The sequence below is a fragment of the Phycisphaeraceae bacterium genome (genome assembly GCA_019454185.1).
Lineage (GTDB): Bacteria > Planctomycetota > Phycisphaerae > Phycisphaerales > UBA1924 > JAHBWV01.
In genome coordinates, this window is the sequence record CP075368.1 from 856009 (window position 1) to 880973 (window position 24965).

Here is a 24965-nt window from a genome sequence, read left to right on the forward strand (position 1 = left end):
CGTTCACGGAGGGGAGCAGCCGGTGGCGAAGAAGTCCTCACCCCCGAAAAAGTCCGTAGCGAAGGCCGCTCCGAAGGCCAAGAAGCCACCTGCAAAGAAGGCGAAGGCCCCTCCGGCGAAGTCCGCTCCGCCAGCCAAGGCAGCTCCGAAGGCCTCGGCCAAAGCCGCTCCCGCAAAGTCGGCAACGTCGAAAGCTGTACCCGCAAAGAGTGCCGCTGCGAAGCCTGCGGCAAAGCCCTCAGCAAAGGCCGCTGCAAAGGTGGCTCCTCCGACGGCGAAAGCACCAGTCGCGGGGGGGGGGGCTGCTCCCGGACGGAAGGGCATCACAATCGTCACTCCTAAGCCCCAGAAGCGTCCTTCGAGTGCCAAGTCGGTCTCCAAGTACCCATCTCTCGGGGGGAGTCTGCTCGGTCCCGGATCTCCGGCCCGAAAGCCGCTCATTCCCTCCGGACCCACTCAGGCGAAGCAGGTCTCTTTGGGCGATGGTGCCGATCTCACCGGCAAGAAGAGCCCGTTCAACAAGAAAGAACTCGCTCGGTTCCGTGCGCTCCTGATGCAGAAGCGGGGTGAACTGATCGGTGATGTCAAGAACATGGAGCAGGAAGCGCTCCGTGGCAACGCCGGGTCTCTTTCGAACCTTCCCCAGCACATGGCAGATCAGGGTTCAGACGCGTATGACCAGGCACTCGCGCTTGATCTTGCCGCGGTTGATCGGCGTCTGATCAAAGAGATCGACGACGCAATCATGCGGATCGATAATGGCACGTACGGGCTTTGCGAGCTCACCGGCAAGCCGATCCGTCTGGAGCGGCTCGATGAGATTCCGTGGGCGCGGCACTCGATCGAGGCGGCTCGCGAGATCGAGCGGCGTACGGGCAGATCGTGAATCGTTCGTCTGCACAGCATCAAACGGATCACGAAGCGTCGCCTGCCGCGTGGCGCTCGCGAGCCGCATGGCTTGTGCTGCTCCTGGTCACCGTGCTCGGTCTTGTCATCGATCTCGCGTCGAAGTCGCTTGCATTTCAGCATCTAGGGCCTGCTCCCGTGCTGATAGAGCGGGACCACGTCATTCAGACGCGGGACCTTGGCTCGTTGATCCCGCCGGGCTCGCGTCGTGAGGTGATCCCCGGCCTCTTTGATCTGACTCTCGTTCTGAATCCTGGCGCGGTCTTCGGCATGGGCGCAGGCAAAAGAATGTACTTCATTCTCTTCACCATCGGCGCGGTCGCCTTCGCTTTATGGATGTTCGCGACATGGACGACCGTCAGAGATCGCGCTTCACATGTCGCGATCGGGCTGATCTTGGCAGGTGGGCTTGGCAATCTCTACGACAGACTCGTCTACGCCTGCGTGAGGGACTTTTTGCACCCGCTGCCCAGCGTCATGCTCCCCTTCGGATGGTCATGGCCGTGGGGGGGACGAGAAGTATGGCCGTACGTTTCGAATATAGCGGATCTATGGCTCTTGGTGGGGATCGCAATCCTGATGGTCCAGATGCTTCGAGCGGGGCCGCATGAGGCGGCATCGCAAGGACACCCGCACTCACCCGCCAAACACTGAGGCGTCGGCATTTGCCTGCGTTGTGAGCCACTCATCCGCGATCCGCACGATCTGTTCATGGAGCTTGAGGGCGTTCGTCGACGCCTCCCCGGTCGTAAGATCGTTACAGAGAACCGCGAACGCGACGGTGCGGCCCGTCTGCCCGTGGACAAGGTAACCTGAGAGGCACCTGACCCCATCGATCGCTCCGCTCTTCGCATAGAGGGCGTTCGCTGGGCGATACTCGCGGAATCTGCGGCTGAGGGTGCCAGTGCCGGCCGTTGCCAGCGATTGCAGGAACGTCTCCCGGATCTCTGATTGCTGAGAGATCGCCTGAAGCCAGCGGACCATGGTGTCCGCAGAGACACGGTTCAGTCGCGACATTCCGGAACCGTCGGCGATGACCGTGCCGGCCGCGGCGTCTGGTCCCACACGCTCGCTCATGACCATGCGAGCCACCGCTGCCCCATTGCTCCACGAGCCGGGATCGCCCGTGACGTGATGACCTGCCCGTTTGAGAAGGGCCTCGGCGTAGAGGTTCTGTGAATCGGCGTTGCAGCGTGTAAGGACATCTGAGATCTGGGTCGTGACTACCGCGATTGTGCGAGCGCCGACCGGCGCGGGCTCATCGACCGCACGTGTCCTGACTGGAGCTCGTGAGGCATCGGAGGCGTTGACGATGCCACCGACGCGGACGCCGGCGTCCAAGAGGGACTGGGCAAGAAGTCTCCCGAAGAAGATCGGGACATTGTGGACGGTGACATCCACCGGTGCTTGGCTGGGGTGCCTGACGTCTCCGTACAGGGTGAACCGATTCGCAGTGTTCGGACGCGCGATCCACGTTGTATTCTCGCCCGTTGCCACTGTTCGCGCATTGTTCTGGAGTTCCATCCACGGTGAGTGCGGCTGCAGTCGCACCAGTGGAGCGTCACCGAGCTTGGTGGGGCGGACATAGACGCTGAGGACATTCGTGTGGAAGTTGAGGCCGGCGACTTCGGCGCAGTACCAGCGGTTCAGCTGGGAGACTGGCCATGAGGCGTGGACAAACTCTCTGTCGAAGATCGTGTCATCGATCACGATCTCTTCAAGCGACGAGACTCCTGCGTTCTGCACGGCGGATGCCAGCATCGCAACCAGTTTGTCAACCGTGATGGAGTCTCCGGCGACCTGTCCGAGAAGCTTCGGATCGCCGAGACCCGGATCGCCGGCACCCTTCACGATCAGCGTCTGCCCGCTGAGGATTAACTCGGTCTTGAACACAAAGTCTGACCCGAGCACCGAGAGAGCGACGCCGGAGCTGATGAGCTTCTGATTCGAGGCGGGGATCATGGCCGTATCGGCGTTGAGGGAGGCGAGACGCCGCCCCGATCCCGTGTCGAGAATGCTGACTCCAACCTTGCCATTGCCAAGTCGGGCTGATGAGACGGCTCGCTCAACTCTGGAGTTCAACTCTTGCGCGGCCGTACCGAAGGAGATCAGCAATGAAGCGACCGCCCAGCAAAGAGCGGCGGCAAAGCGAGACCGTAGGGCCAACGTGTGCATAACCGTACACTCCCTCCTGAGGGCGCTTTCGCGACACACAGTACGTATCACTAAGTGATCGACGAACCGTGCCGGCCGGCTGCAATCTGCGTGACAGACCGGGTCGTATCTCCCGCCGGGCTGGTCAGGGTTGATCAGGCGACCTCAGCGTTGGCCATGACAGAGTCTCGAATCATGCCCAGTGCTTCTGCCAGTTCATCGGCTCGCGACCTTGTCTCGATGTCCCAGGTCGGCCAGAGGTTGCCACCCACTCCGACGGCCGCACTGATCGCATCACGCAGGATGCGGGGCGACTGGCGTGTGGCAAGCTGTGCCGCGAGTGTGCCGGGAAGCGTCAGAACGACCCGAGGCGAAGTGGGAAGCGGAACGAGGAACGCGGAGATGTTTGGAATGGGGCTGTTGTAGACGAACGTCCAACGCCATGGAATCCCCTTCCACTCAAGTCGCTCGGTAGAGGTCAATGCGGTCCGCAATGCCTTTCTCGCGCCAGTGGCACATCCAGTCAGCTGGCGGTTGTAGTGCGAAAGCACTTCCTGCTCCGTCGGCTGGCTGAACCGGTCTTCCCAAGGCGTGCGTCTCACGGGGCGTGCCACGACAGAGCTCCGGATGGATAACCTTACAAAACATGAACGAGCAGGCAGCTTGTGTCGATAATGGTGTACCAGAAACAGGGGGACATGTAAAGCCCATTTGTAGCGGCTAAAGTGCGTGACACGGCTTCAGGCAGAGTTGGCCGAGTTCTGGAGATTGAGATGAATGAGGATGTCCGCACGAACATTGATGCCGGGGGCGATCTGAGTTCGTGCTCTGTGCTCGTTGTTGACGACAACGAGCAGAATCTCGAGTTGATGCAGGCGTATCTGGAAGACCTTGGCTGTCCGGTGCGTGTGGCGACGGATGGTGCAGAAGCGTTAGAGTCCATCGAACGGACTCAGCCCGATATCGTGCTGCTTGACGTGATGATGCCGCGAATGAGCGGATTCCAGGCGTGTGCACGCCTGAAGAGCACGCCCCGGACCCGGGACATTCCGGTGATCATGGTGACCGCTCTCAACGAGGTCGGCGATGTTGAGCGAGCGGTCGAGTGCGGGGCGGATGACTTTCTGACCAAGCCGGTCAATAAGCTCGAGCTGCTCACGAGGGTCAAGTCTCTGATGCGTGTGCGACTGCTTCGTCGGCAACTCGACCAGGCCATGAACGAAATGAAGCGGCTCAGAGAGTCAACCGAGGGACACGAGTCCGATAGCGAGTGATCGGCACGGGCCGTGCGTTCAAACCGGGCAGTTGCCCACCGACTGACCGAACGCATCGAAGAAGTCCAGCAGATCGAGGACGTCGACGGAGGTATCCCCGTTGAGGTCGGCGTCTACGGTCGATCCGGGCGGCACGCAGGGCCCGGGCTGGAACTCGCACTGGCCGAACGCGTCGAGATAGTCCAGGAAGTCGACGACATCGACGGTCGTGTCTCCGTTCAGGTCGGCAGGGCACGGTGGGCGTGTGTAGGGAAGCAGAAAATCAACGAAGACCGGCAGGTGATCCGACGCGCTGGAGCTGACAGCGGACGGTATCAGTGGGAATGTGCTGACCGGGTATGGCAGCTTGCCGGATGGGACCGAAGCAGAGTTGAAGACCGCTTGGATGACGGGGGACGCGATTGAGTCTTGGAACATCAGGTAGTCGAGCTTGCTCGATGACCCGAAGGTCCGCCTGTTGCCTGTGAAGGGCTCAACGGCCGTGTCGGGCGTGGAATCGCTCCTGTCCCGGTCGGTGCCGTCGGTGCCGCCTGTCGTGGCGGCACGCGTCATCCACTCCACAGGACCCTTACGCCCGTTGGTGTTCTCATCCTCGTTGATATCCCCGCCCCAGATCACCGGCGTGTTGGGACCAAGAACAGATGTCGCGGCTGGCGAATCAAGGATCGCGTTGTTGGGGTCGGGGACTGTGCCGCCCGCGCCGTTGAAGAGGTAATCGATGTAGTACGCGATGCGCTGCGCCGCCGCGAGTCGGTCAGCGAGGTCGCTCGTCGTTCCTCCTGCTTTCAGATGTCCATTTCCCACGACGAGATCGCCCGCGTAGACGTCATTTGGAAGGTCGATCTCGGCGAACATGTAGCCGCGGATTCCAGAGTTGCCGGTCGTCGCGTATGCATTGGCGAACATGAAGAAGCTGTTGACGTGGGTGCGGGTGTCGCCGTTGAGATCCGTAAACGGGAAGCGGCTCAGGATGACATTCCGATTGAAGCCGTCGGTCTCGGTGCTCACGATCACATAGGGCAGGTCGTAGTCGGGCACAAACTTCTTCACATACGACGTGACAGGCGGGTTGCCCGCGATAAACGGGTCGTTGCCACCGTTGATGAAGAGGCCGATTGTCGTGGTCAGATTCGCAACCGTGTCCACCGAGCCGGAGCCGGAGAACGCCGCGTTGTCACCACACTCTTGGAGAATCAGCACGTCCGGCTGGATCGCCGCGACCACTCGCACCAGCGCGTTCCATCGGACCGGCGTGTCGGTCTTCGCGTTGTTGCTCGAGCAGATCGCATCGAGCACGTTCCACGACATGACACGGACGTGGCGTTGATCCTGCTTCCCCCAAAGAGCATTCGCGGGATCCCACTGCGCCATCGTCTGGATGGAGAGAAAGGCGAGAATCACGAAGGTCGCGATCAATCTGCGTACATGGCTCATGGAACGCTCCGTCGTTCAACGTCGATCAAGTGACTTGAATTGTACCGTGCGGCTCCGCCGATTCACCTGTTGTCTGAGCTCTTCCGGCATCGAATTCTCTCATGGTCCGATACACGTAAAAAGAGTGGCCCCCGCTTCATGCGGGGGCCACCTGTAGAAGCATGATCAGCGGTCAGAGCAACTCAGGAGCACTGGCCGAAGATATCGAAGAAGCCAAGGAAGTCCTGGATGTCGACGAAGTTGTCCGGGTTGTAGCGGTCAACGTCGAAGAGGGCATCCGGGCAGGGCGTGACCTGGAACTCGCAGGGGCCGTAGTCGCCGAAGAAGTCGAGGAAGTCCTGGATATCAACGATCGTGTCGCCGTTGTAATCCGCGGCCGCACAGGGGTCGGCATCGGCGGTGATGTTCGCGATGTAGAGCAGGACGTTGTACTCTTCGTCGACGCTGCCGGTCGGAGAACCGCTGACAACGGGGTCGTCGAACTGACCATCGTTATTGCGGTCGTAGATGATGCCGGCTGAGAGAATCACGCCGCCGTTGGTGCGGGGATCCATGGTATCAAGGCCGGAGACGTCGATGCCCGCAAAGCCGTCCTGAGCGACGTTCTGTGAGAAGAACGTGCCGGAAGAGACGGAGTTGTTGTCAGCGATCTCGATGAAGCGAAGCTGCCAGTTGAGGCCCGAGTTCGCGCCGGCGAAGACGTTGCCGGTGTCGACAACCGCTTCGAGCGTGTAAACGGGGACCGCTGCGGAGGGGTCATAGACAGCGCGGAAGAGCGCGTTGTCTGGATTCGCTCCTGCGAGCTCGTCGAAGACGCCCACGCCGACGAACCAGATGTTGCCGACCGAGTCGATCGCGGGAGCCGACATCGAGGGGCCGACCGGTATCCCGCCGGTCACCTCGAAGAGGCCGCCCATGCGACCGATCTGGGTGCCGTTCTCGTCACGAATGGGCTTGCCGGAGAGCGAGTTGATGTCGTTCCAGATGGCGAGATTCCACACCGGAGCGGAAGCGGGGGTGTCGAGGCGACCGACGATGATCGCGTTGTATGGGTTCGTGAGTCCGGGGGCAGGGAAGAACGGCTGCTCCTCGTACGCGGTCGCAGCAACCAGAATGCGGCCCTGCTGGTCCTTCCCGATCGCCACCTGGCTGATGCCGCCTTGGAAGGCGGTCTGCGACTGATAGTGATCGAACTGGCGGACCAGGAATGGGTTCACGCGGGGATCGAGCGCGTCGTTCAGGCCGGTTGTGAACGCCGAAGCGGGCAGCGTCACTGCACGAGGTGTGCCGACCGGATTGCCTGCGGCATCGATGTCGAAGATGGCGATGGTGTCGATCGGGCCAGTCGTGCCAGCGCGAACGTACACGGCCGCGCTACCGACAGCACCGGTTGTTCCGAGCAGGACCTGCTTGGAGTATGCCATTGCGCCGCGGTGCTGGGCGAAACCGCCGGGGCGGTGTGAGGCATCGCTGGTCGTGATGCCAGCCGCTGAGCCGCGAACGATCTGGTTGTCGAAGTTCGGGCCAAAGTATGCGGGGCCACCCTCATCCTGAGGCAGGATGTTGGGGATGCCGTGCGTCGTTCCTGAAGCGTTGACAATATGAACCGATGCGGCGGCATCTGCAGCACCGCCGATAGTGATCTGATTGACAGCCGCGTTGTTGCGGGCAGCCATGGAGATCCTGAAGATGTTGTTGCCGGAGACAACGCCGGGGCCGGTCTGGAGGTTGCTGTCGGCACGGAATACGACGTTGCCGTGTGCATCGACCCCGCCGAGGCCGATCGCTGCGGTGCCGAGCGTCGTCGAGCCATCGGCGCGATTCGTCGCGGCGATGACTCGCTTGACGTACAGGCGTGTGGGGTCAGCAGGATCGAAGTTGGCGATGCCGCCGAACACAGAGTTCGGCTGGCCGTCAAACTCCGCTGCCGCGAACGCGAACTGCGCCGTGCTGGCAGGAGCTGTCGTCGAGCCGGCAGGGTTGTTGTTCGTTGCGTTGATGCCCTGTCCAGGCGTGTTCCACACGGCGTAGCTGCCGGCTGCCGGGGCGACGCCGGTCAGCACGCTTCGGCTGATTGTCTGGGCGCTCACGAGAGAGGTGAAGAACGTGGAGCCAGTCTTACTGGCCTTCGCGATCGGAGCGATACCGAAGGTGGTGTTCGAGCGAGTCGTGAAGGGAACGAGATCGACAACATACGCCTGGCCGGACGTGAACTCCGTGTTCGCATCACCGGGAAGGCCAGTGACGAACTTGCTCACGCTGTCCTGCGCAATGGCAGGGGCCGCGCATCCGGCGGCAAGAATCAGGGCTGTGGTGCGGGAAAGCTTCATCTTCAACGGCTCCTCTGTAAGTGTGAACCAAACTCTCGGTTTCTGCCAGTGATTTCGTGAGACCTATATCAAACCGACCCGATGCCGGGACGGCTACACCGCTCGTAACGCATTGTCCGGCACTCTCTTCTCTCTGCCGGGTGACACCTGAGTCTCACCGATATCAAGCCCGATAGGGCTACAGGATGGTAAACCGTGTGCGCGTGAGCGGCAACGCACGACGAGCGGTATACCGATGAAGTGTTCGTGAAGGAAACCGCCCGTAAACTGGGTAATCTACGTAGATTGTGCGAGGATCTCAGCTCGTCATCTCACCGGCGAGCAGATTGGCGATCCGCCCAGCCAGAGCAGCGTTTGACTTTGCGAGCTCGATGTTTGTGCTCAGCGTTCGGCCACCGGATACCTCATGAAGTTTGGATAATAGTAGGGGAGTGGCTGATCGCCCTTGGCCCGCCTCGCCTCCAGCCGCTTTGTTGGCCAGACCAAGCCACTCTTCCCACTCTTTCACGTCAAGCTCGTGCTCGTGGGGCACGGGATTCGCTATCACGATGCCGCAGCCAGTCCGGGCGAGTTCGGCACGCACGAATGAGGCCAGGTGCTCCGGATCGTCAAAACGGGCATCCACGTCCGCCTTCGAAGTTCGAAGGTAGAAGGCCGGGAAGGAAGATGTCCTGTACCCGATCACGGGCACGCCGAGGGTTTCGAGCAGTTCACGGGTGGCTTCGACATCCAGTATGGATTTCACGCCGCTGGTGACGACTGCAACCGGATGCCTCGCGAATGCGGCCAGATCGCTGCTGATGTCGAGCTTTGTCGCGTACCCGCGATGCACGCCCCCGATGCCGCCCGTCGCAAACAGGCAGATGCCTGCGGCCGCCGCGAGTTCCATGGTGGTGCTGACCGTGGTGGCGGCGTGTGACATGCGGTGCATCAACACCCCAAGATTGGCGGTATTGGCCTTGGGAACCTCTTTGGCCGCCAAGAGGACATCGAGTTCCTGATCTGAGAGTCCGACTGTGGGGACCCCCGCATGCACACCAATGAGTGCCGGGTTCGCTCCCTCGCCCCGCACAATCTGGGCAAGGTCTGCTCCGAGCCGCGCGGCGCTCTCGCGCGGGACTCCATGCACAAGAAGCGTCGTCTCCAAGGCAACGGCGCGGCAGGCGGGTTGGGGGATCCGGCTCAGAATCTGCATCATCTGTATTTTGGCATGCCCGGAGCCCGAGTGGGCGACGGATTGAGGAATTCGGATGAGTCTACTCGCACTCGCCTTGGTCACGATGACGGTTCTGGCAGCAGGGTACCTGACCTATGGCAGATTCATCGCGCGACAGTTTCGGCTCGATGACCGAACGACCACGCCGGCGGTTGCTCGTGCGGATGGGATCGACTTTGTTCCGACAAGGCCTTTCTACCTGCTCGGGCAGCACTTTTCTGCGATAGCCGCGGCCGGTCCGATCGTCGGCCCGATCGTGGCGTGCCAAGACTTCGGCTGGCTGCCGTGTGTGCTCTGGATCTTATTGGGCGTCGTCTTCATCGGTGCCGTGCATGATTTCTCTGCGCTCGTTGCGAGCGTGCGCCACGGGGCGCACAGCATCGCAGAGATCGCCCGCGCGAACATCAGCAAGAAGGCGTGGGCCGCGCTGGTCGCGTTCATCTGGCTGGCGTTGCTGTATGTGATCGTTGCGTTCACCGATGTCACCGTCGCCACATTCACGAACAACGACGAAGAACTGGCGAGATTGGCGGGGGTCGAGTTCAACAAGGGAGGGGCGGTTGCCGCGGCCAGCGTGATGTACCTGTTGCTGGCGACCGTGATGGGCGTCGTGCAGCAGTTCTTCAGATGGCCGATGTGGCTGCTGACAGCGGTGTTCGTTCCTGCCACACTTAGTGTCGTCTGGTTAGGCACGAAGATGAGCACGATCCTGCTGCTCGACGCGAAGACCTGGTACTGCATTGTTCTCGGGTACTGTCTTGCCGCGAGCATGTTCCCGCTCTGGCTTCTCCAGCAGTCTCGGGGCTATCTCGGCGGATTTGTCCTTTACCTCGCCATCGGCATCGGATTGGTCGGGCTTCTCTTCGGTGGGTATCGCGTCGAGCAGCCCATGATTGCACCCGGCGTCGGCTTCGATGGGCTCTTCCATTTCTTCGCGGGGGGCGAAGATGTGCCGAAGATTACCACGATCCTCTTCCCGTTCCTGTTTGTCACCATCGCGTGTGGGGCGTGCAGCGGCTTCCACGGTCTGGTCTGTGGGGGCACGACGAGCAAGCAGATCGAGAAGGAGAGCCACTGCAAGCCCGTCGCGTTCGGTGCGATGCTTCTTGAAGGATTCGTCGCGATCATCGCGCTCTCGACGGTGATGATCATGAGCGCGGAGCAGACCAAGGGTGTGCCGCCCGGCAGCATCTATGGAGACGGGATCGCTCGCTTTCTGACCCTGATCCTGGGTGAGAACGCGTTGCTCTTTGCCAAGACCTTCGGCGCCATGGCCGTCGCAACCTTCGTGTTCGATACACTCGATGTCGCGACACGTCTCGGACGTTACCTCTTGCAGGAACTCTTCGACGTCAAGGGGCGTGTTGGTGGAGCCGTCGCGGCTCTTGCGACAGTGGGAGTCCCGCTCGGGATTCTGTTGACCTCAGCACCGGGCAGCTATCGCGCATACTGGACACTCTTCGGGTCTTCGAACCAGTTGCTCGCGGCCCTGACGCTGCTCGGGATCACAGTCTGGCTCAAGCGGAATGGCAAGAGGTGCTGGTACACGGCCATCCCGATGGTCTTCGTGATGGTGATCACAGTCACTGCGTTGGTGGTTCAGGTGGTGCACGGATTTCGGGCTGCGGTAGCCGGCGCAAAGGACTTTACCCCGGTCATTAACGGAGTGGTCGCGATCATTCTTCTTGCACTCGCGGTGTTCTTCGTGACGCAGGCGGTCAAGTCGATCCGAGCGACTCCGCGTCAGCAACCCGAAGTTCCATAATGGAGCACGACTTTGGCCAGAACTCACATCATGTTCCTCGTGCTCATCGTGTCGATCCTGTTCGTCGCAGCGGGTTGCACACCGAGTCACCGTTCAGCGCGAGCGACAGGATCCGAAGGTGCGTCGCTGTCATCCTGGCGCGCGAGCGAGAGAGCGGCATACCTTGAACGAGAGCGTGAGCTTGTGTCCATTCCAACCCGCGAAGAGCTCCTTCGGCTGCACATGATGCTTGCCGAGGAGCCCCACGTCGCGGGAACTCCCGGTGATTGGAGGACGATCGAGAGTATCGCCCGTACCTTCCGCGCGATGGGGCAGACCGAAGAAGGCCAGTTGCTCGAGGGATGGAGCGTCGAGATCGAGGAGTTCTTTCCGCTGCTTGCTCGGCCTGTTCACGCGAGCGTCGAGATCCTTGGGGCTGGCGTCGATGGCGGGGATCTCTCGCTCGAGCTGCGCGAACGTCCCGTGCTCGGCGACCCGACGAGCGCAAACCCGGATCCCTTGGTCACGCTCGCGTGGAATGCTTACAGCGGCTCGGGCGATGTCACCGCCGAGATCGTCTATGCGAACTACGCCACAAAGCAGGACTTTGAACGCCTCAGCAGTCTCGGGATCGATTGCAGAGGAAAGATCGTCATCGCCAGATACGGCGGGAACTATCGCGGATTCAAAGCAAAGTACGCGGAGGCGGCAGGTGCCGCCGGCCTGATCATCTACACAGATCCAGCCGATAGCGGCTTCACTCGTGGCGCTGTCTACCCGGAGGGCGGATGGGCGAATGACTGCTGCATCCAACGCGGATCCATCGTCACGCTCGGCTATCAGGGTGATCCGCTGACACCCGGCATCTTTGCTTCAGCGAATGCCAGCCGCCTTGATCCCAACGAAGTCGAGCTTCCGAGGATTCCTGTTCAGCCGATCGGTTACGGCGCGGCATCGGAGATTTTGAAGCGGATGAGCGGTCCTGATGTGCCGGAAGGGTGGAGCGGTGGTCTCCCGTCTCGCTATGTCTTGTCCGGTGGCTCAGATCTCCGAGTCCGCCTCGTGGTCAAGCAGGAGCGAGAGATCATGCGAACGGCGAATGTCCTCGCGCGGCTCGAGGGCTCGGGCTCTGTCGCTGAGAGGGCGCAGCACGTGGTCATTGGCTGCCACCATGATGCCTGGGTCAACGGAGCGTCCGATCCGACCTGCGGGACCATCGCGTTGATAGAGACTGCACGAGCGTTCGCCGCGATTGCAAAGAATGGCTATCGGCCCCGCCGCTCGATCGTCTTCGCGGCGTGGGGCGCAGAGGAGTTCGGTATCATCGGCTCGAGCGAGTATGTGGAGAGGCGTCGCGATGATCTGACTCGCAACTGCATCGGTTACATCAACCTCGATATGGCATCGATGGGGCCGCACTTCGGCGCGGCCGCAAGCCCTGAACTCAAGTCACTTATCGCTGACTCTTCACGCGTCGTGCCCGCGGCACGGAAGCCGGTCGGCACAAGCGTGTTCGATGAGTGGCTTGCACGATCGATGCCGGCCTCAGAAGCCACCGATGAACGGCCCGACACCCCTCGTCTTGAGGAGCCGCCAATCGGCGATCTGGGTGGCGGTTCGGACCACGTGCCATTCCTGATGCACGCCGGCGTGCCGAGCATCAGTCTCGGATCGAGCGGTAGTGCCGGAAACAGTTACCATTCGGTCTACGACTCCCTGCCGTGGTATTGGCGAGTCGTCGGCGACGATTATGAACCCGCACTGATGATCACACGCATGACATCGGTGATCGCCATGCGGCTGGCGAGTGCCCCGAGAGTTCCGCATGATGTCGCTCGCTCTTTTGATGAGTGTGCGAGGCGTATCCGAGAACTCGACACGCTCGCGGTCGAGAGGGGCCTCGCACAACGCGCCACACCCGACGCATGGGGCGTGCCCGGTCTCGAGCACGCATCGCTCCACGCGCTCCGGAATGCCGACCGATTCGGTCGACGCCCGCTGGGTGTCGGGGCGACGCTGACTGGAAGCAGATGGATCGTTGACGAAGGACTGCCGGGCAGACCATGGTTCCGCAACTGGTATGTGGCGACAGACGAGACCTCTGGATATGCAAACTGGCTGCTGCCTGCGGTTCGTCGAGCAATCGAGCACAATGACCGTGAATCGCTCGACCACGCGGCGAGACGCCTCGCAGAATTGATCGAGGCCGCACATCCACGCACGTATGACCGTCTTGACTAATCAGGTGCGTCGAGCGTGCGGCTCATTCACGCGAAGTCGAAGGTAGCATTTGACATATGCAAATAACGGAATATGATGGGTCATGGGCAGACCTTCGTCTCACGCAGATGCATTCGCAGCCATAGCAGAGCCGAAGCGTCGGAGCATCATCGAACTGTTGGGCCGAGAGGGGGAGAAGCCGGTGGGGGCGCTTGTGGTCGCTCTCGACCTGCCGCAGCCCGTTGTCTCAAAGCACCTCGCGGTGCTCCGTGAGGTGGGGATTGTTGCTGTGACTCGCCGCGGGCGCGAACGCGTGTATCGGCTGAGTCCGCGCCAGCTCAAAGTGGTTCACGACTGGGTGAGCTCCTTCGAGAAGCACTGGTCTCACCAACTCGATCGAATCAAACGTCGTGCGGAGTCGCCCGGCAAAGAGCGATCAAAGGAGGAATTGACATGACCACGACAAACCAGATGGACCGCATCGACACCTTGCGTATCGAGCAGGAAATCGAGATCAATGCCGGTGTCGAGGATGTGTACGCATCCATCCTCGCGTTGCTGGGTCCGGAGAGTGAGATGCCCGACGGCTCGAAGTACCCGATGGTCTTCGAGGCGTGGCCAGGCGGGCGGTGGTATCGAGATCTCGGCAAGAACACCGGGCACTTCTGGGGCCATGTGCAGGTGATCAAGCCGCCGCCCCACCCGAAGCCGCTCATCGAGATCGCGGGACCTCTCTTCATGTCGTATCCAGCGATCTCGCACGTTCAGTATCGCATCTTGCCGGACGGCGGGCGTTGCATCCTGCGGCTGACGCATCGAGCGATGGGGCTCATCGACCCTGAGCACGCGCAGGGAGTCCACGAAGGGTGGGCATACGAGTTATCGAAAATCAAAGAGAAGGCGGAACGAGTACTCGCCTGAAAACAGCGGCAAGTATGCCGTAAGGCGCAGAGTGATTGTATCAGCATGAGCTGCTGCTACACTGCTCGCACAGCGTGCGTGGTCACCACCAAAGGAGTAATCGGATGGCGTACGTCGATGGATTCGTGATTCCCATTCCCACCAAGAACCTCGCTGCATACAAGAAGCTCGCCAGAGTCGCGAGCAAGGTGTGGCTCGACCATGGCGCGCTTTCGTACTATGAGACTGTCGGTGACGACTTGAACATCAAGGGCATGGTCTCATTCCGGAAGATCGCCTCGTGCAAGACGGGAGAGACTGTGGTCTTTGCATGGATCACATACAAGTCAAAGGCGCATCGGAACGCGGTGAACAAGAAGGTCATGGCGGACCCTCGAATCGCAGCAGCGATGTCGAAGGGAGATGTACCATTTGATTGCAAGCGAATGTCCTATGGGGGCTTCAAGGTCGTGGTGCAAGCCGGCCAGCCGTGATCAGCAGCAGAGCGAATCCCGGAAGATCATCTTCCTCAGCAACGATCGCTGTTGACGGTCATTACGCTCGTGTTCATGCACGTACACACAGAGAAGGCAAGGCATGAGTATCGCCAATCAGATCGCCATCGAGACGATTGTTTGCGTATCGCCTGCCGAAGCGTGGAAGGCCTTTACATCGCCCGACGCCATCGTGCAATGGAATCAGGCGTCACCGGACTGGCATTGCCCTTCAGCCCGCGTTGATCTGCGTGTAGGAGGAGAGCACTTCGCCCGCATGGAGGCACGCGACGGCTCGACAGGCTTCGACTTCACTGGCGTCTACGAAGAAGTCGATGCACCCACAGTCCTCACCCTGCGACTCGCTGACGGCCGTCGCGCTACGACTACATTTAAGCCCGATGGCACGAGTACTCGTGTCAAGACAGTGTTTGACCCAGAGGCGACAAACCCGGTCGAGATGCAGCGCGACGGCTGGCAGTCCATTCTCGATAGCTATGCTCAGTATGTCGAGCGGACGACTGATCGCTTGATGACACAATGACCGCAAGACTCCGAACTATTGCGCTCGTATCCGAAGCTGTACCAACCGCAGAGTGAGCTTTTTGCATCATCCGGCCTGGCACGTCTGGTCGGTTGAAGCAGCGAACTCCCTGAGGGCCAGATTGCCCAGGGTAGTTATACGGATCACCCGTCTGTCTCGTGCGTGAGGTAGGTGCATGAGCAGATGGAGCGGAGAAGTTCTCGTGTGAGTTCCTGCCACGCTTCGGCTCCTGCGTCGAGCAGGTGCTGGTAGTCGTCGAACACACGGTTGCTGAGGTAGTGGCTCCGCAGGTACGCCCACAGCCGCTCGATGGGATTCAACTCCGGGCTGTACGGCGGCAGCAGCAGCGTCGTGATGTTCTCCGGCAGCTTCAACCGCCGCGACTTGTGCCACCCCGCCTGATCCATGATCAGGATGGCGTGCTCATCGGCGGCCAGTTCCTCCGACAGCATCCTCAGGAACACGTTCATCGTCTCCGTGTTCACGTGCGGGGCATGCAACGCCACGCTGTGACCCGTGGCCGGTTCCACCGCCGCGTAGAGGTACACCCACTCGTACCGCGTCTGCTTCACCGCCGTCGGACGTGAGCCGGTCGGCGCCCACATCCGTGTGGTTGTCCCCTGCTGCCCGAACCGGGCCTCGTCCATGAAGAAGACCCGCACACGCAGGCGGCACACCTTGGCCGCGTCCCTCACGGTGCGGAGAAAAGGGGGGCGATCTCGTCCTTGAACTTCTGCTGAGCCGCCAGATCCTGCTTCTCGTGGCGTGGACGCGGGGCCAGGCACGAGTAACCCATGCGCTGGAGCGTGCGATAGACGCCGTTGAGCGAGATCTCGACGCCCAGTTCCTCTCTGGCGATGCTCTGGATGTCCCTGCCGCGGAGCGTGCAGACCTTGTCCTTGGCCGTGGGCCCCGCGTCGATGCGGGCCCTGAGCGTTTCGAGCTTCTCACCGGTGATCTTGCCGACGCTGCCGCCACGCGGCTTGTCCTTCAAGGCCTCGATGCCGCCGTCGCGATAGGCGTAGGCCCAGCGCTGGACGAAACCCCTGCTGCGGCAGAGGGAGCGCTGGATGTCGGAGGTCTCGATCTGCTCGACCGCGAGCGCCGCGGCCATGAGCCGGTCCTTCTGCTCGGCGTTCTTCTCGCGTGCGGCCAGCTTCCTGAGCCGCGCCAGATCGCCGTGTTGCCGCTCGGTGATGTGCATCGATGTCTCCCTCTGACGCGGCATCATGCCGCGAGTGAAGGAGCATCATCCCACAACCGGATCGATGGCGCAATGCCCAACATGCGCCGAACGCGCTCAAGAAAGAGCGGGGATCCGTATCACCCTTGCTGAATACGCGAATTGCGTATACCCGGCACTCGATGTTCGAGGGTTCCGGTGGGGCCAGGATCCGGATGGCATTCGGTGGCACAGGCGGATTTACGCCGCGCGGCGGGTCTTGTTGCACCCCGCGTTCTGCGTCACGTTCCCATCGTCGTCGAGCGACATTCCGCCGCCGGTGTAGAACCAGCCGCGGCGTCTCTCGTCGGGCGGCCAGACACCCACCCCGCGCACATTGTGGTCGGAGATGTCGAACTCGTCCCACGTCTCCTCCATGCTCGCCCACTGGGCGGCAGAGACGCACGGCGTGCCCGGTTGATCTCGTACATCGCCGAAGATGCCGGACGACACGATGTCGCCGGGGTACTGACCAGCGACGCGGTTGAACATGATCTCGTACTCGTCGCACCCGTTGAGGCAGCCCAGCACCTGCTCCTTCAGCCACGCCGTGTTCGCTGCATACCACTGCGGAACGCGTCCCAGCGGATCGTTGTCGTAGTTCGCGCCGCCGAAGAGATTGATGAGCGCGACGGGCCGACGGTCCAGGCGGCGTTCCGGAGCCGGATTATCCGGCCCATAGGCCTGTGTGGCCGGATCTGGCTGCGTGATCGGCCTTCCGATCTCGATCGTCGCGCGCCGGGCCATCTCGTGGAAGACGAGATTCAACTGCCCGTCCGTCAAGCGATCGGTGTAGAGTGCGACCTGATCGACGGAGCCGGGCAATTCGCGGAGCGCGGGGGGCTGGTCAGGATCATCCGGGGGCGGCGGCGGAATGATCGTGTCGAGAAAGTCCGTCCACGTCGTCGGCGGGTCGTTGTCGTCGGTGGCGCGGGCGCCAATGGTGAGCCGCTTGTTGGCGGCGTTGTTGATGCCGAAGCCGGTCGGGCCGCCGGTCGTCACGAGTTCACCGTTGATCCAGATCTCGCGCACGGCGCTCGGGCCGCCGGAGGCGCGATACACGATCAACGTCCGGTTCGCCAGATTGTCCACGGGCGCGTCGAGTTGGGAGATGAAGAGGTTCCGTGCGAACTCGACGCGGACGACCGGTTTGGGCGTGGTCGTCGGGATGTAGGCGATCCGCCAGGAGCGATTGGCGTTGGCCGAGCCGCTCCAGCGTCCGACAAGATGGGCGGCGGTCGTCTGAGTGGTCCACGCGACGACGGCCAGCGTGACGTTGGCGGGGCCGATGCTCAGGTCCGCCGCGGCGGCGTCGAGCGTCAGGCGGCTCTGGCTCTGGCCGAACTCCGCCGTGACACCGAGGAACCGGGTGTAGGGGTTCACTCTGAATGTTCGTACTCTCAGCCGCGGCTGGCGGCTCGCGACGCTTTCGGCGAAGAACGGGCCGCCGATGCGGAGATTGCGCCACTCGCTCATGGCGATCGTGACAGGCGTCGTGTCGCTGTTGGTGCGGGCGACACGCTCCGCCTGGGCATCGCAGTGGACGCGGAGCGACGGCGAGCCGTCGTCGTAGCCGGGGAGTTTGCCGACCGGCCAGGCGCTCGGCGTCATGCTGAGGTTGATGACCCCGATCCCTATACCGTCCTGTAAATTGAAAGCCGTGTTGCTTGACGCGAAGCTCGATGGAGTCCCATGGAGAGTCCCGCGGAGCGTCACGGTCCCGGCATCGATGGCGTTGATGTACAAGCGTCCATCAAACGGCACTCCGGCGTTGCTCTCATTGTTGATGGCTACCTGAGCAGTTTCTTTCAGACGTGCGACGATTGACACCAGCCAATCTTCTCCGTCTGCCTCAATGCTCGCAATCGAGGACGCTGCCGGGGTGGTCTCCTTCGACTCTACGGTCGATCTGTAAAGTTGACCCGTGGACCGGTCCCATCTCCATGCCACAAGAGGCCCCAAGGTTGACAGCTTCACACCATCCACCGTCTTTTCATCGATAATTCTCGACGCATTGATAGTTGGTACGAACCCAGCAGGCAGCGCCGTCACCCGGAACACAATGCGAAAGCCCGAACCCTCCGGGGTATTGATCTGCGCAGACTCGATTGCCCATGACTCCGCCATCGATATCCCTCACGTCGCTGTATGCTGATATCTCATTTCCGTTTACGCATTCCAAGTCCAGAGACGCCCAGGCCCAGCGTCACTAATGATGGAGCAGAAGGTATGAGGTTTTGAACGACAACTGGAGCACCGGAGTCGTCGTACTGGTACCCGATGAGTTTCCATTGAGTGAGTGAGATACGTTCGATTTGCATGAAGCCATACATCGAAAAGTCCGACTTACCATACCCAATGTACGCACTACCGCCGTTCGGAATCGGCCTGATATCAAAGTCGCCATCATCGCCAACTTGATAGAGCTCCACCGGCCGCAGATCGCCGGTGCTTGATGAATAGCTTGGCATGGCCCACACACGACTAGAACCAACGGTCTTCCCAATCTGATCGAGCCCGCTATCGACAACTAATGATGGTGTCTGAAACGGCTCAGGCGGAAACGGAGGAAGGCCATTGCCTTGGATCACAGCGGTGATAACACCTTCGAGTGGAGGGACCGTGAATCGTAGTCTCAGAGAGTTTTCAAGGAGTGGACCTGAGGGCGACGGTTCCGTCGTAAGCGTTGGCTCAAACAGCGCAATCCTAATGTCACCGTTCGTGACGATAAGTTCGTGGCTGAGCTTGACGGTCACGATCCCGGCCATGGCGTCTCCTCCCAGCGCGACCGTGCAGCCGATCGCGGCGATGCGTGCGAGTGTTTGTGCGTGACTCATGCGCGTTCTCCTGCTCCAAGTGTTCCGCATTTCTCCAACTCCATCGACACTCCGCGGCGGCTGGCCCCGGGTACTCGGTATGAGCGCCAGGGGCCTGGCGTCGCGTCTCTCACACACATGCCGACCGCCGCTTGCGCCCACTGACTCCTACGCCAGCTCCGAGAATCGCAAGCGTGCTGCCGGATGGCACGATGTTCTGAACGACGATCGGTGCGCCAGAATCGTCATAGGCGTATCAATCAATCGCCACTCATAGGGAAGACGCTGGATCTGCATGTACCCAAACATACCGAAGATCCGGACGTAGCGTAACCGATATACGCGTAGCCACAGTCCGGTATCGCAGAAATATCGATCTGTCCACTACTATTGAACCCAATGAGCACTGCGGGGCTTACAACCCCATTGTCCAGATCAAAGTTAGGAGTTGCCCTCTCGGCTTGAATCCATCGTTGTACCAAGCTGATTGAGCCCTCCGTCGATACACAGCGACAGCGTGAGAAATGGCTCCGGAGGGAATAGAGGCAGATCGTTGCCGGAGATAAGAGCTGTGATGTTCCCTCCAGATGGCTCAAACGCGAACCGAAGCGAGTTGTGCAGGATCGTGTCCGTCGGTGCTGTCGTGAGCGCGGGCGTGAACCCTGCAATGAAGATGTCGTTATGGTTGACGATCAGGTCGTCCTCAAAGTGGTCCGCGTAGCGATAGACGACGAGTCCGGCCATGGCGTTCCCTCCGATCGCGATTGCGCATCCGAATGTGGCGATACGTGCGAGTCTTTGCTTTCTGTTCATTGCGATTCCCCTCTTCTCGTTGGACCTCTCCGTGCACATGTCCATTCGCATGGCGGATGGATCCAGTTCGTGGCTCGTTCTACGCCGATCTCCAGAAGAACCCCAGCCCGTTGCTCGCGGCAGAGGATGCTGTCCAACGCAACGACACAGCGATCCTCCTGAATCCCATCGCATCGAACACGACCGACGGGACACATGCCGAGGTAGCGGAGGCCAAGGAGCGATCCGAGCCCATGACGGCCAGGCCCGGTGGCTTCAGACCCCGGTCGTCCGTCACCCTGATCTGCGAGGCCATGAACCAGTTCTCCGCGAAGACGTTCTTGGGCGGGTTCGAGACAAACGGGATCCCGTGGGTGGCGCAGCAGCATGTTCCTCCGGTACGTTGTCAGGGAGAAGTTTGCCACATGAAACGTGGTTGTGCCAGAAAAACCGGCGATCAAAGGTGAGATCCCGCGTATTCGGCGGCCGCACAGGGCCTGGCGGGCTTTACCCATGGGCCGCTCTCTGGTCGGTGCAGGGGTTGAGGGGGCGAGCGAGGGATCGCGGGGTCTGGGGTGGGTATTGGGGGGGTCGGGGAGAGTGCCTGGGGGCGTGGGGGTGTGGGGGGCGTGCTCGGGCTGTTGTTTCAGTTATGTGGGGTGAGGCAGGGGTTGTCGAAGTGATGGGGCATGATTCTGCCGCACGCGTTGGCCCGTGTGGCAAGCCATGTGATGATGGATGGGCAAGTGCGAGGGTTGGCGTTCGGTGTGGCAGTATGGGGTGATGGTGGGATCGTGACGCGCCCACGCGGGAGAGCTTTTTGCGTCATCGCTTCATTGCCTGTGTGTGTCGATCAAGGATGATGATGGCTTGGATCCATCGACGGACTCGCTCGATGCCGCGCACGTGCGGCGGGATAAGCCCCACATGGTGGGTCATTTCCAGGCGTGCAAACACACGCTCGATCACGCGCCGGAGTGACAGCAGGCCCCTGCCGAAGCCCGTCATGCTCTGCTCCAGCATGTCGATGGCTCGACGGCGGTCCGGATGCGTTCCGGACCGCCGCACGCCGCGACCCACGCGGCAGTCCTTCCGCGGAACCACCAGTTGTCCGCCCTTGCACGCAGAGTTCATAGAGGCTTCACGCTGTCGTAGTTCCAGTCGGCCGCACATACCCGTTCAACTCCATGTCTCGCATCATCCGCTTGGCCATCACTGTCATGGCAGTGCATGGGCGTGAACACCGAGGAGACGATCGAGCCCGCGAGATCCAGATCGCATGGAGCTTGTAGCCGCGCATCCCCATGCGCCGAAGGTCGCGGTCCGGTCTCCGGGTGCGGGCGAGCGCAGGGCCTTTGCCGTCAGAGCCAGCCCAACGCTCCCCGATGCAGAGACCAGATTCTCCGCCTCCGCCGCGGCAAGTAACGCCGGACGCTGGTGGTTCTCAGCCGCCGGCTCATCCTGCTGCTTGAGGGCAATCGCCACGCCGCCACAACGGCCATGCATCGCGTCGGCACGCCCAGGAGGTGGGTCGTCGGTGCAAGACGGCCCAGAGAAAGGTCAGCACGATGTCCGCATCGGTGAAGGTGAAGCGACCGCCACGCGGGCTCCGATCCAGCTTCCGCACGCTCGCCGCCAACACCCTCCAACTCGCGTTGTCCATGCTCGGTCTCCTGTCTGGCAGCTCCACCAGTGGGACCGAGCATGGCATGAGCCATCAGATCGCGCAAGTCTCCACAATGGAAACACTTGGAACACATGGCGCAAAATGCTCGGGAGCGCCGGGTCCGGCGTGATGCGTGATCGGCGCGGGGTGTGTGTTCTCGGTTTGCTGATGGCCTTGTGTGATGAGTCACAAGCCGGGCGAGTGCGATGAGGGTGGGAGATGACGCGCAAGCGTTGCGGGTGATGCGTCAGGTGGGATGGGCTGTGCCGCGGAGTTTTCAGCATCAGCGCGGAGTCAAACTTTGCGAAGCGGTGTGATCGCAAGGCACGTGATATGTGGGCTCGTGATATACTGGCGTAGGGGATGCGAGTGTCCTGATTTACTGTTGCCCGGGAGTCCGTGTATGACGAGCCATGTCGTGCGTGTCCCACTGTCGCGCGGGATGCGTCTGGTTCTGGCGCGCGTTGGCCTTGCAGCGGTCGCCGGAGGCGTGATCTCGGGTTGCATGGTCGGGCCGAGCTATGAGCGGCCGAGCGCGGCAGTGAACAGCGCGTGGGAAGCGATCGATGGTGTGCAGGAGTCGCCGACGGTTCCGGATTGGTGGAGTTCGTTCAACGATCCGGTGCTGACGTCGTTGATTGCGGAGGCGCACGGGCAGAACCTGAGTCTTCGTGTGGCCGGGCTGCGCGTCATTGAGGCGCGTGCGGCACGTGGAGTGGCGGTGGGGGAGTTCTTTCCGCAGGTGCAGAACGCGTTTGGTTCTGTCGGAGCGGACCAGCTCAGCCGGAACGAGGCGGGGGCGGCGGGTGATCGTGTGTTCTCAAGCGACAGGATCGGTCTGGAAGCGGCGTGGGAGCTGGATTTCTGGGGGAAGTTCCGGCGAGGGATCGAGGCGGCTGATGCCGGGGTGTTGCTGGCGGTCGCGAACTTTGATGCGGTGTTTGTGACGCTGACGGCGGAGGTTGCTTCAAACTATGTGTTGATCCGGTCTCTGCAGGAGCGTCTGGGCTTTGCGCGTGCGAACGTGGAGTTGCAGAAGGAGACGCTGGAACTCACGGAGACGAGATTCCGCGCCGGCGCAGTCTCGGAGCTTGATGTGGCGACGGCACGGGCGACGCTGGCGAACACGCGGGCTTTGATTCCTGAGCTTGAGCTTGCGCTGCGGCAGACAACGCTTGCGCTGGGCGTGCTTCTCGGGAAGACGCCATCGGATCTTGCCGCATCGCTTGCGACACCCCAGGGCGAGGCGATACGTGTGCCGGATGCGCCGGCCCAGATCGCTGCGGGTGTGCCGGCGGATCTGCTGAGGAGGCGTCCGGATGTGCGTGCGGCGGAGCGGCTCGCGGCGGCGCAGAGCGCACGGATCGGTCAGGCGGAGGCGGATCTCTATCCAAGTATCTCGATCGCCGGCTCGACCGGCTTTGCCAGCAGCACGTTCGAGAACGGGCGCGGGTCTGACCTGGGCGACATCTTCGATGCGGACTCGTTCACGGGATTCATCGGGTTGTCGGTGAACTGGCCGATCTTCAACTACGGGAGGATCCGGTCGAACGTCAGGGTGCAGGATGCACGCTATGAGCAGGCGGTGACGGCTTATAGAGAGGTCGTGCTGCGTGCCGCGGCGGATGTGGAGGCGGGGCTTGCTGAGTTCCTTCGATCTCGTGAGCGAACGGCCCACCTCTCGGAAGCGGTGGACGCTTCGAATCGGAGCGTGGAGCTCTCTCTGATCCAGTACCGGGCGGGGGCTGTGGACTTCATCCGGGTGAATGATGCGCAGACGCAGCTGGTCGCGCAGCAGGACAATCTGGTGGTTTCGCGTGCCTCGATCGCGCTCGGGGCGGTGCGGACGTATCGCGCGCTGGGCGGCGGCTGGGAGGTGAGGGGTGAATCGGAGTATGTGGACGGCGATACCGCGATGCGGATGAGAGAGCGAACGAACTGGGGCGAGGTGCTCGACCCGAGTTGGCAAGAGGGGAAGGACCTGGGCTTCCCGAGACCGGATGCGCCGGGATCGACACCCGTGCCCCACGGTGGCGAGACGAAAGGCGGGCTGTGAGCGCCATGGAGCAGAAGATGCGACGGAAGAGATCACTGGCGTGGGGGCCGATCCTCGGCTTGCTGTGTGCGCTCGGCGCCTGCAAGCATGATAAAGAGGCGAACACGTATGCGCCGCCGCCGCCGCCTGAGGTGATCGTTGCGAACCCGGTCGAGCGTGAGGTGACGAGTTACCTTACGTATACGGGCGTGATCGAGGCATCTCAGACGGTGGAGCTCAGGGCCAGGGTGCAGGGGTTTCTTGAGAGCGTGAACTTCAGCCCGGGCCAGAGGGTGAAGAAGGGTGACGTGCTGTTCGTGATTGACAAGCGGCAGTATGCGGCGTCTGTCGAGCGGGCGCGTGCGTCGGTCGCGGCGCAGGAAGCCGCGCTCTTGGGAGCGGAGAACGACGCTCGGCTGGCGCGGGAGCTTGCGGATCAGCGTGCGGGTCCGGAGATCGATGCGATCATCAAGGCGGCGAGGCGCGACGTTGTCGCTGCCGACCTGGCGCAAGCCAAGGCGATGCTGACCGAGGCGATGCTGAATCTTGAGTACTGCGATGTCGTCGCTCCGATCGACGGGCGGATCACCGACAACTACGTGGATATCGGGAATCTGGTCGGGCGGGGCGAGACGACGCTTCTGGCGGAGATTGTGCAGACCGCGCCCGTGTACGTCTCGGTGAACGTGAGCGAGGCGGATGTGCTGAAGGTACGGCGCGAACGCGAAGCAGCGGGGACGCTCGCAGGGACCGAGCCCGGGCAGATCGCGCCTGGCGTGTGGCGACCGGCGGAGCTTTCTCTCGCCGATCGGGAAGAGTTCACGTTCAAGGGTCGAGTTGACTATGTGGATCCGAAGATGGACCCGGTCACAGCGACGCTGCGGCTTCGGACGATGTATGAGAACGCGGACGAGGTGCTTCTGCCCGGTCTCTTCGCGCGTGTGCGATTTCCGATGGCGACTACGAGGTCTCTCGTGGTGTCGGAGGCCGCGTTGCTGTCTGACCAGCTCGGTCGGTTTGCGATGGTTGTGAACGATAAGGACGAGGTGGTGCAGAAGCGTGTCAAGATCGGCGCTCTCGACGGCAGCATGCGTGTCGTCGAGGAGGGATTGACGGCGCAGGATCGCGTGATCGTGCTCGGCGTGCTCAAGGCCCGTCCCGGCTCCAAGGTCAGCCCGAAGATGCAGGAGCCCGCGGCTCAGGGCCGCTGAGGAGGAT

General features: G+C 61.7%; 25 protein-coding genes. 11 read left to right on the forward strand and 14 right to left on the reverse strand.

The window, feature by feature from the left end:
* The first annotated feature begins 22 nt into the window (after positions 1–22).
* Together KF838_03510 and KF838_03515 are read left to right on the forward strand one after the other, a co-directional pair.
* Positions 23–886, forward strand: coding sequence for a TraR/DksA family transcriptional regulator (locus KF838_03510; GenBank protein ID QYK48923.1), 864 nt, complete (start codon positions 23–25; stop codon positions 884–886).
* A complete protein-coding gene (locus KF838_03515) occupies positions 883–1560 on the forward strand; it encodes a signal peptidase II (protein ID QYK48924.1) in 678 nt (225 codons plus the stop codon). Before KF838_03510 ends, KF838_03515 begins: the two co-directional genes overlap by 4 nt.
* Here KF838_03515 and dacB read toward each other — a convergent pair.
* Both dacB and KF838_03525 read right to left on the reverse strand, forming a co-directional pair.
* Positions 1543–3081 carry a D-alanyl-D-alanine carboxypeptidase/D-alanyl-D-alanine-endopeptidase gene (dacB, locus tag KF838_03520; protein ID QYK48925.1) on the reverse strand — a complete coding sequence of 513 codons (1539 nt, stop codon included), beginning with the start codon at positions 3079–3081 and terminating at the stop codon, positions 1543–1545. The genes KF838_03515 and dacB overlap by 18 nt on opposite strands.
* Before the next feature lie 134 nt (positions 3082–3215).
* Positions 3216–3674, reverse strand: coding sequence for a hypothetical protein (locus tag KF838_03525; protein QYK48926.1), 459 nt, complete (start codon positions 3672–3674; stop codon positions 3216–3218).
* A 159-nt stretch (positions 3675–3833) separates the two neighbouring features.
* Between KF838_03525 and KF838_03530 the strand changes: the two genes are divergently transcribed.
* Entirely contained in the window at positions 3834–4334 is a 501-nt protein-coding gene (locus KF838_03530) for a response regulator (GenBank protein ID QYK48927.1), read from the forward strand.
* An 18-nt stretch (positions 4335–4352) separates the two neighbouring features.
* On the opposite strand, the gene KF838_03535 is transcribed toward KF838_03530, so the two are convergent.
* The 3 genes from KF838_03535 to KF838_03545 all read right to left on the reverse strand — a co-directional run bounded on the left by KF838_03535 (position 4353) and on the right by KF838_03545 (position 9296).
* The gene (locus KF838_03535) at positions 4353–5768 is read right to left on the reverse strand and encodes an endonuclease/exonuclease/phosphatase family protein (GenBank protein ID QYK48928.1); all 1416 of its coding nucleotides are present in this window, start codon (positions 5766–5768) and stop codon (positions 4353–4355) included.
* Between the two features lie 182 nt (positions 5769–5950).
* Positions 5951–8098, reverse strand: coding sequence for a hypothetical protein (locus KF838_03540; protein QYK48929.1), 2148 nt, complete (start codon positions 8096–8098; stop codon positions 5951–5953).
* A gap of 298 nt (positions 8099–8396) precedes the next feature.
* Positions 8397–9296 carry a pseudouridine-5'-phosphate glycosidase gene (locus KF838_03545; protein ID QYK48930.1) on the reverse strand — a complete coding sequence of 300 codons (900 nt, stop codon included), beginning with the start codon at positions 9294–9296 and terminating at the stop codon, positions 8397–8399.
* Between the two features lie 52 nt (positions 9297–9348).
* Here KF838_03545 and KF838_03550 point away from each other — a divergent pair, with 52 nt between their 5' ends.
* The 6 genes from KF838_03550 to KF838_03575 all read left to right on the forward strand — a co-directional run bounded on the left by KF838_03550 (position 9349) and on the right by KF838_03575 (position 15216).
* Positions 9349–11079, forward strand: coding sequence for a carbon starvation protein A (locus tag KF838_03550; protein QYK48931.1), 1731 nt, complete (start codon positions 9349–9351; stop codon positions 11077–11079).
* A gap of 183 nt (positions 11080–11262) precedes the next feature.
* Entirely contained in the window at positions 11263–13299 is a 2037-nt protein-coding gene (locus KF838_03555) for a M28 family peptidase (GenBank protein ID QYK48932.1), read from the forward strand.
* 82 nt (positions 13300–13381) lie between these two features.
* Positions 13382–13735, forward strand: coding sequence for a winged helix-turn-helix transcriptional regulator (locus KF838_03560; protein ID QYK48933.1), 354 nt, complete (start codon positions 13382–13384; stop codon positions 13733–13735).
* A complete protein-coding gene (locus KF838_03565) occupies positions 13732–14199 on the forward strand; it encodes an SRPBCC domain-containing protein (protein ID QYK48934.1) in 468 nt (155 codons plus the stop codon). Before KF838_03560 ends, KF838_03565 begins: the two co-directional genes overlap by 4 nt.
* A 104-nt stretch (positions 14200–14303) precedes the next feature.
* Complete coding sequence (locus KF838_03570) at positions 14304–14672, forward strand: DUF1428 domain-containing protein (GenBank protein QYK48935.1); 369 nt, start codon at positions 14304–14306, stop codon at positions 14670–14672.
* 103 nt (positions 14673–14775) lie between these two features.
* A complete protein-coding gene (locus tag KF838_03575) occupies positions 14776–15216 on the forward strand; it encodes an SRPBCC domain-containing protein (protein ID QYK48936.1) in 441 nt (146 codons plus the stop codon).
* A 143-nt stretch (positions 15217–15359) separates the two neighbouring features.
* Here the strand turns inward: KF838_03575 and KF838_03580 are convergent, their stop codons facing one another.
* The 9 genes from KF838_03580 to KF838_03620 all read right to left on the reverse strand — a co-directional run bounded on the left by KF838_03580 (position 15360) and on the right by KF838_03620 (position 21709).
* Positions 15360–15911, reverse strand: a complete 552-nt coding sequence (locus KF838_03580) for an IS630 family transposase (GenBank protein ID QYK48937.1) — start codon at positions 15909–15911, stop codon at positions 15360–15362.
* Positions 15908–16420: a winged helix-turn-helix domain-containing protein gene (locus KF838_03585; GenBank protein ID QYK48938.1), complete on the reverse strand. Its 513-nt coding sequence runs from the start codon at positions 16418–16420 to the stop codon at positions 15908–15910. The genes KF838_03580 and KF838_03585 overlap by 4 nt, the downstream gene beginning before the upstream one ends.
* A 219-nt stretch (positions 16421–16639) precedes the next feature.
* Positions 16640–18268, reverse strand: coding sequence for a hypothetical protein (locus KF838_03590; protein ID QYK48939.1), 1629 nt, complete (start codon positions 18266–18268; stop codon positions 16640–16642).
* Positions 18269–18597: 329 nt separating this feature from the next.
* Complete coding sequence (locus KF838_03595; GenBank protein QYK48940.1) at positions 18598–19275, reverse strand: hypothetical protein; 678 nt, start codon at positions 19273–19275, stop codon at positions 18598–18600.
* Positions 19276–19695: 420 nt separating this feature from the next.
* Positions 19696–19998, reverse strand: a complete 303-nt coding sequence (locus KF838_03600; GenBank protein QYK48941.1) for a hypothetical protein — start codon at positions 19996–19998, stop codon at positions 19696–19698.
* 148 nt (positions 19999–20146) lie between these two features.
* Complete coding sequence (locus KF838_03605) at positions 20147–20362, reverse strand: hypothetical protein (GenBank protein ID QYK48942.1); 216 nt, start codon at positions 20360–20362, stop codon at positions 20147–20149.
* 509 nt (positions 20363–20871) lie between these two features.
* Positions 20872–21180 carry a hypothetical protein gene (locus KF838_03610; protein ID QYK48943.1) on the reverse strand — a complete coding sequence of 103 codons (309 nt, stop codon included), beginning with the start codon at positions 21178–21180 and terminating at the stop codon, positions 20872–20874.
* Between the two features lie 84 nt (positions 21181–21264).
* A complete protein-coding gene (locus KF838_03615; GenBank protein ID QYK48944.1) occupies positions 21265–21531 on the reverse strand; it encodes a hypothetical protein in 267 nt (88 codons plus the stop codon).
* The gene (locus tag KF838_03620) at positions 21503–21709 is read right to left on the reverse strand and encodes a hypothetical protein (GenBank protein QYK48945.1); all 207 of its coding nucleotides are present in this window, start codon (positions 21707–21709) and stop codon (positions 21503–21505) included. Before KF838_03620 ends, KF838_03615 begins: the two co-directional genes overlap by 29 nt.
* A gap of 406 nt (positions 21710–22115) precedes the next feature.
* Between KF838_03620 and KF838_03625 the strand changes: the two genes are divergently transcribed.
* Positions 22116–23768 (forward strand): efflux transporter outer membrane subunit, encoded by a 1653-nt coding sequence (locus KF838_03625; GenBank protein ID QYK48946.1) that lies wholly within the window; start codon positions 22116–22118, stop codon positions 23766–23768.
* A gap of 17 nt (positions 23769–23785) precedes the next feature.
* Positions 23786–24958 carry an efflux RND transporter periplasmic adaptor subunit gene (locus tag KF838_03630; GenBank protein ID QYK48947.1) on the forward strand — a complete coding sequence of 391 codons (1173 nt, stop codon included), beginning with the start codon at positions 23786–23788 and terminating at the stop codon, positions 24956–24958.
* Positions 24959–24965: the final 7 nt, after the last annotated feature.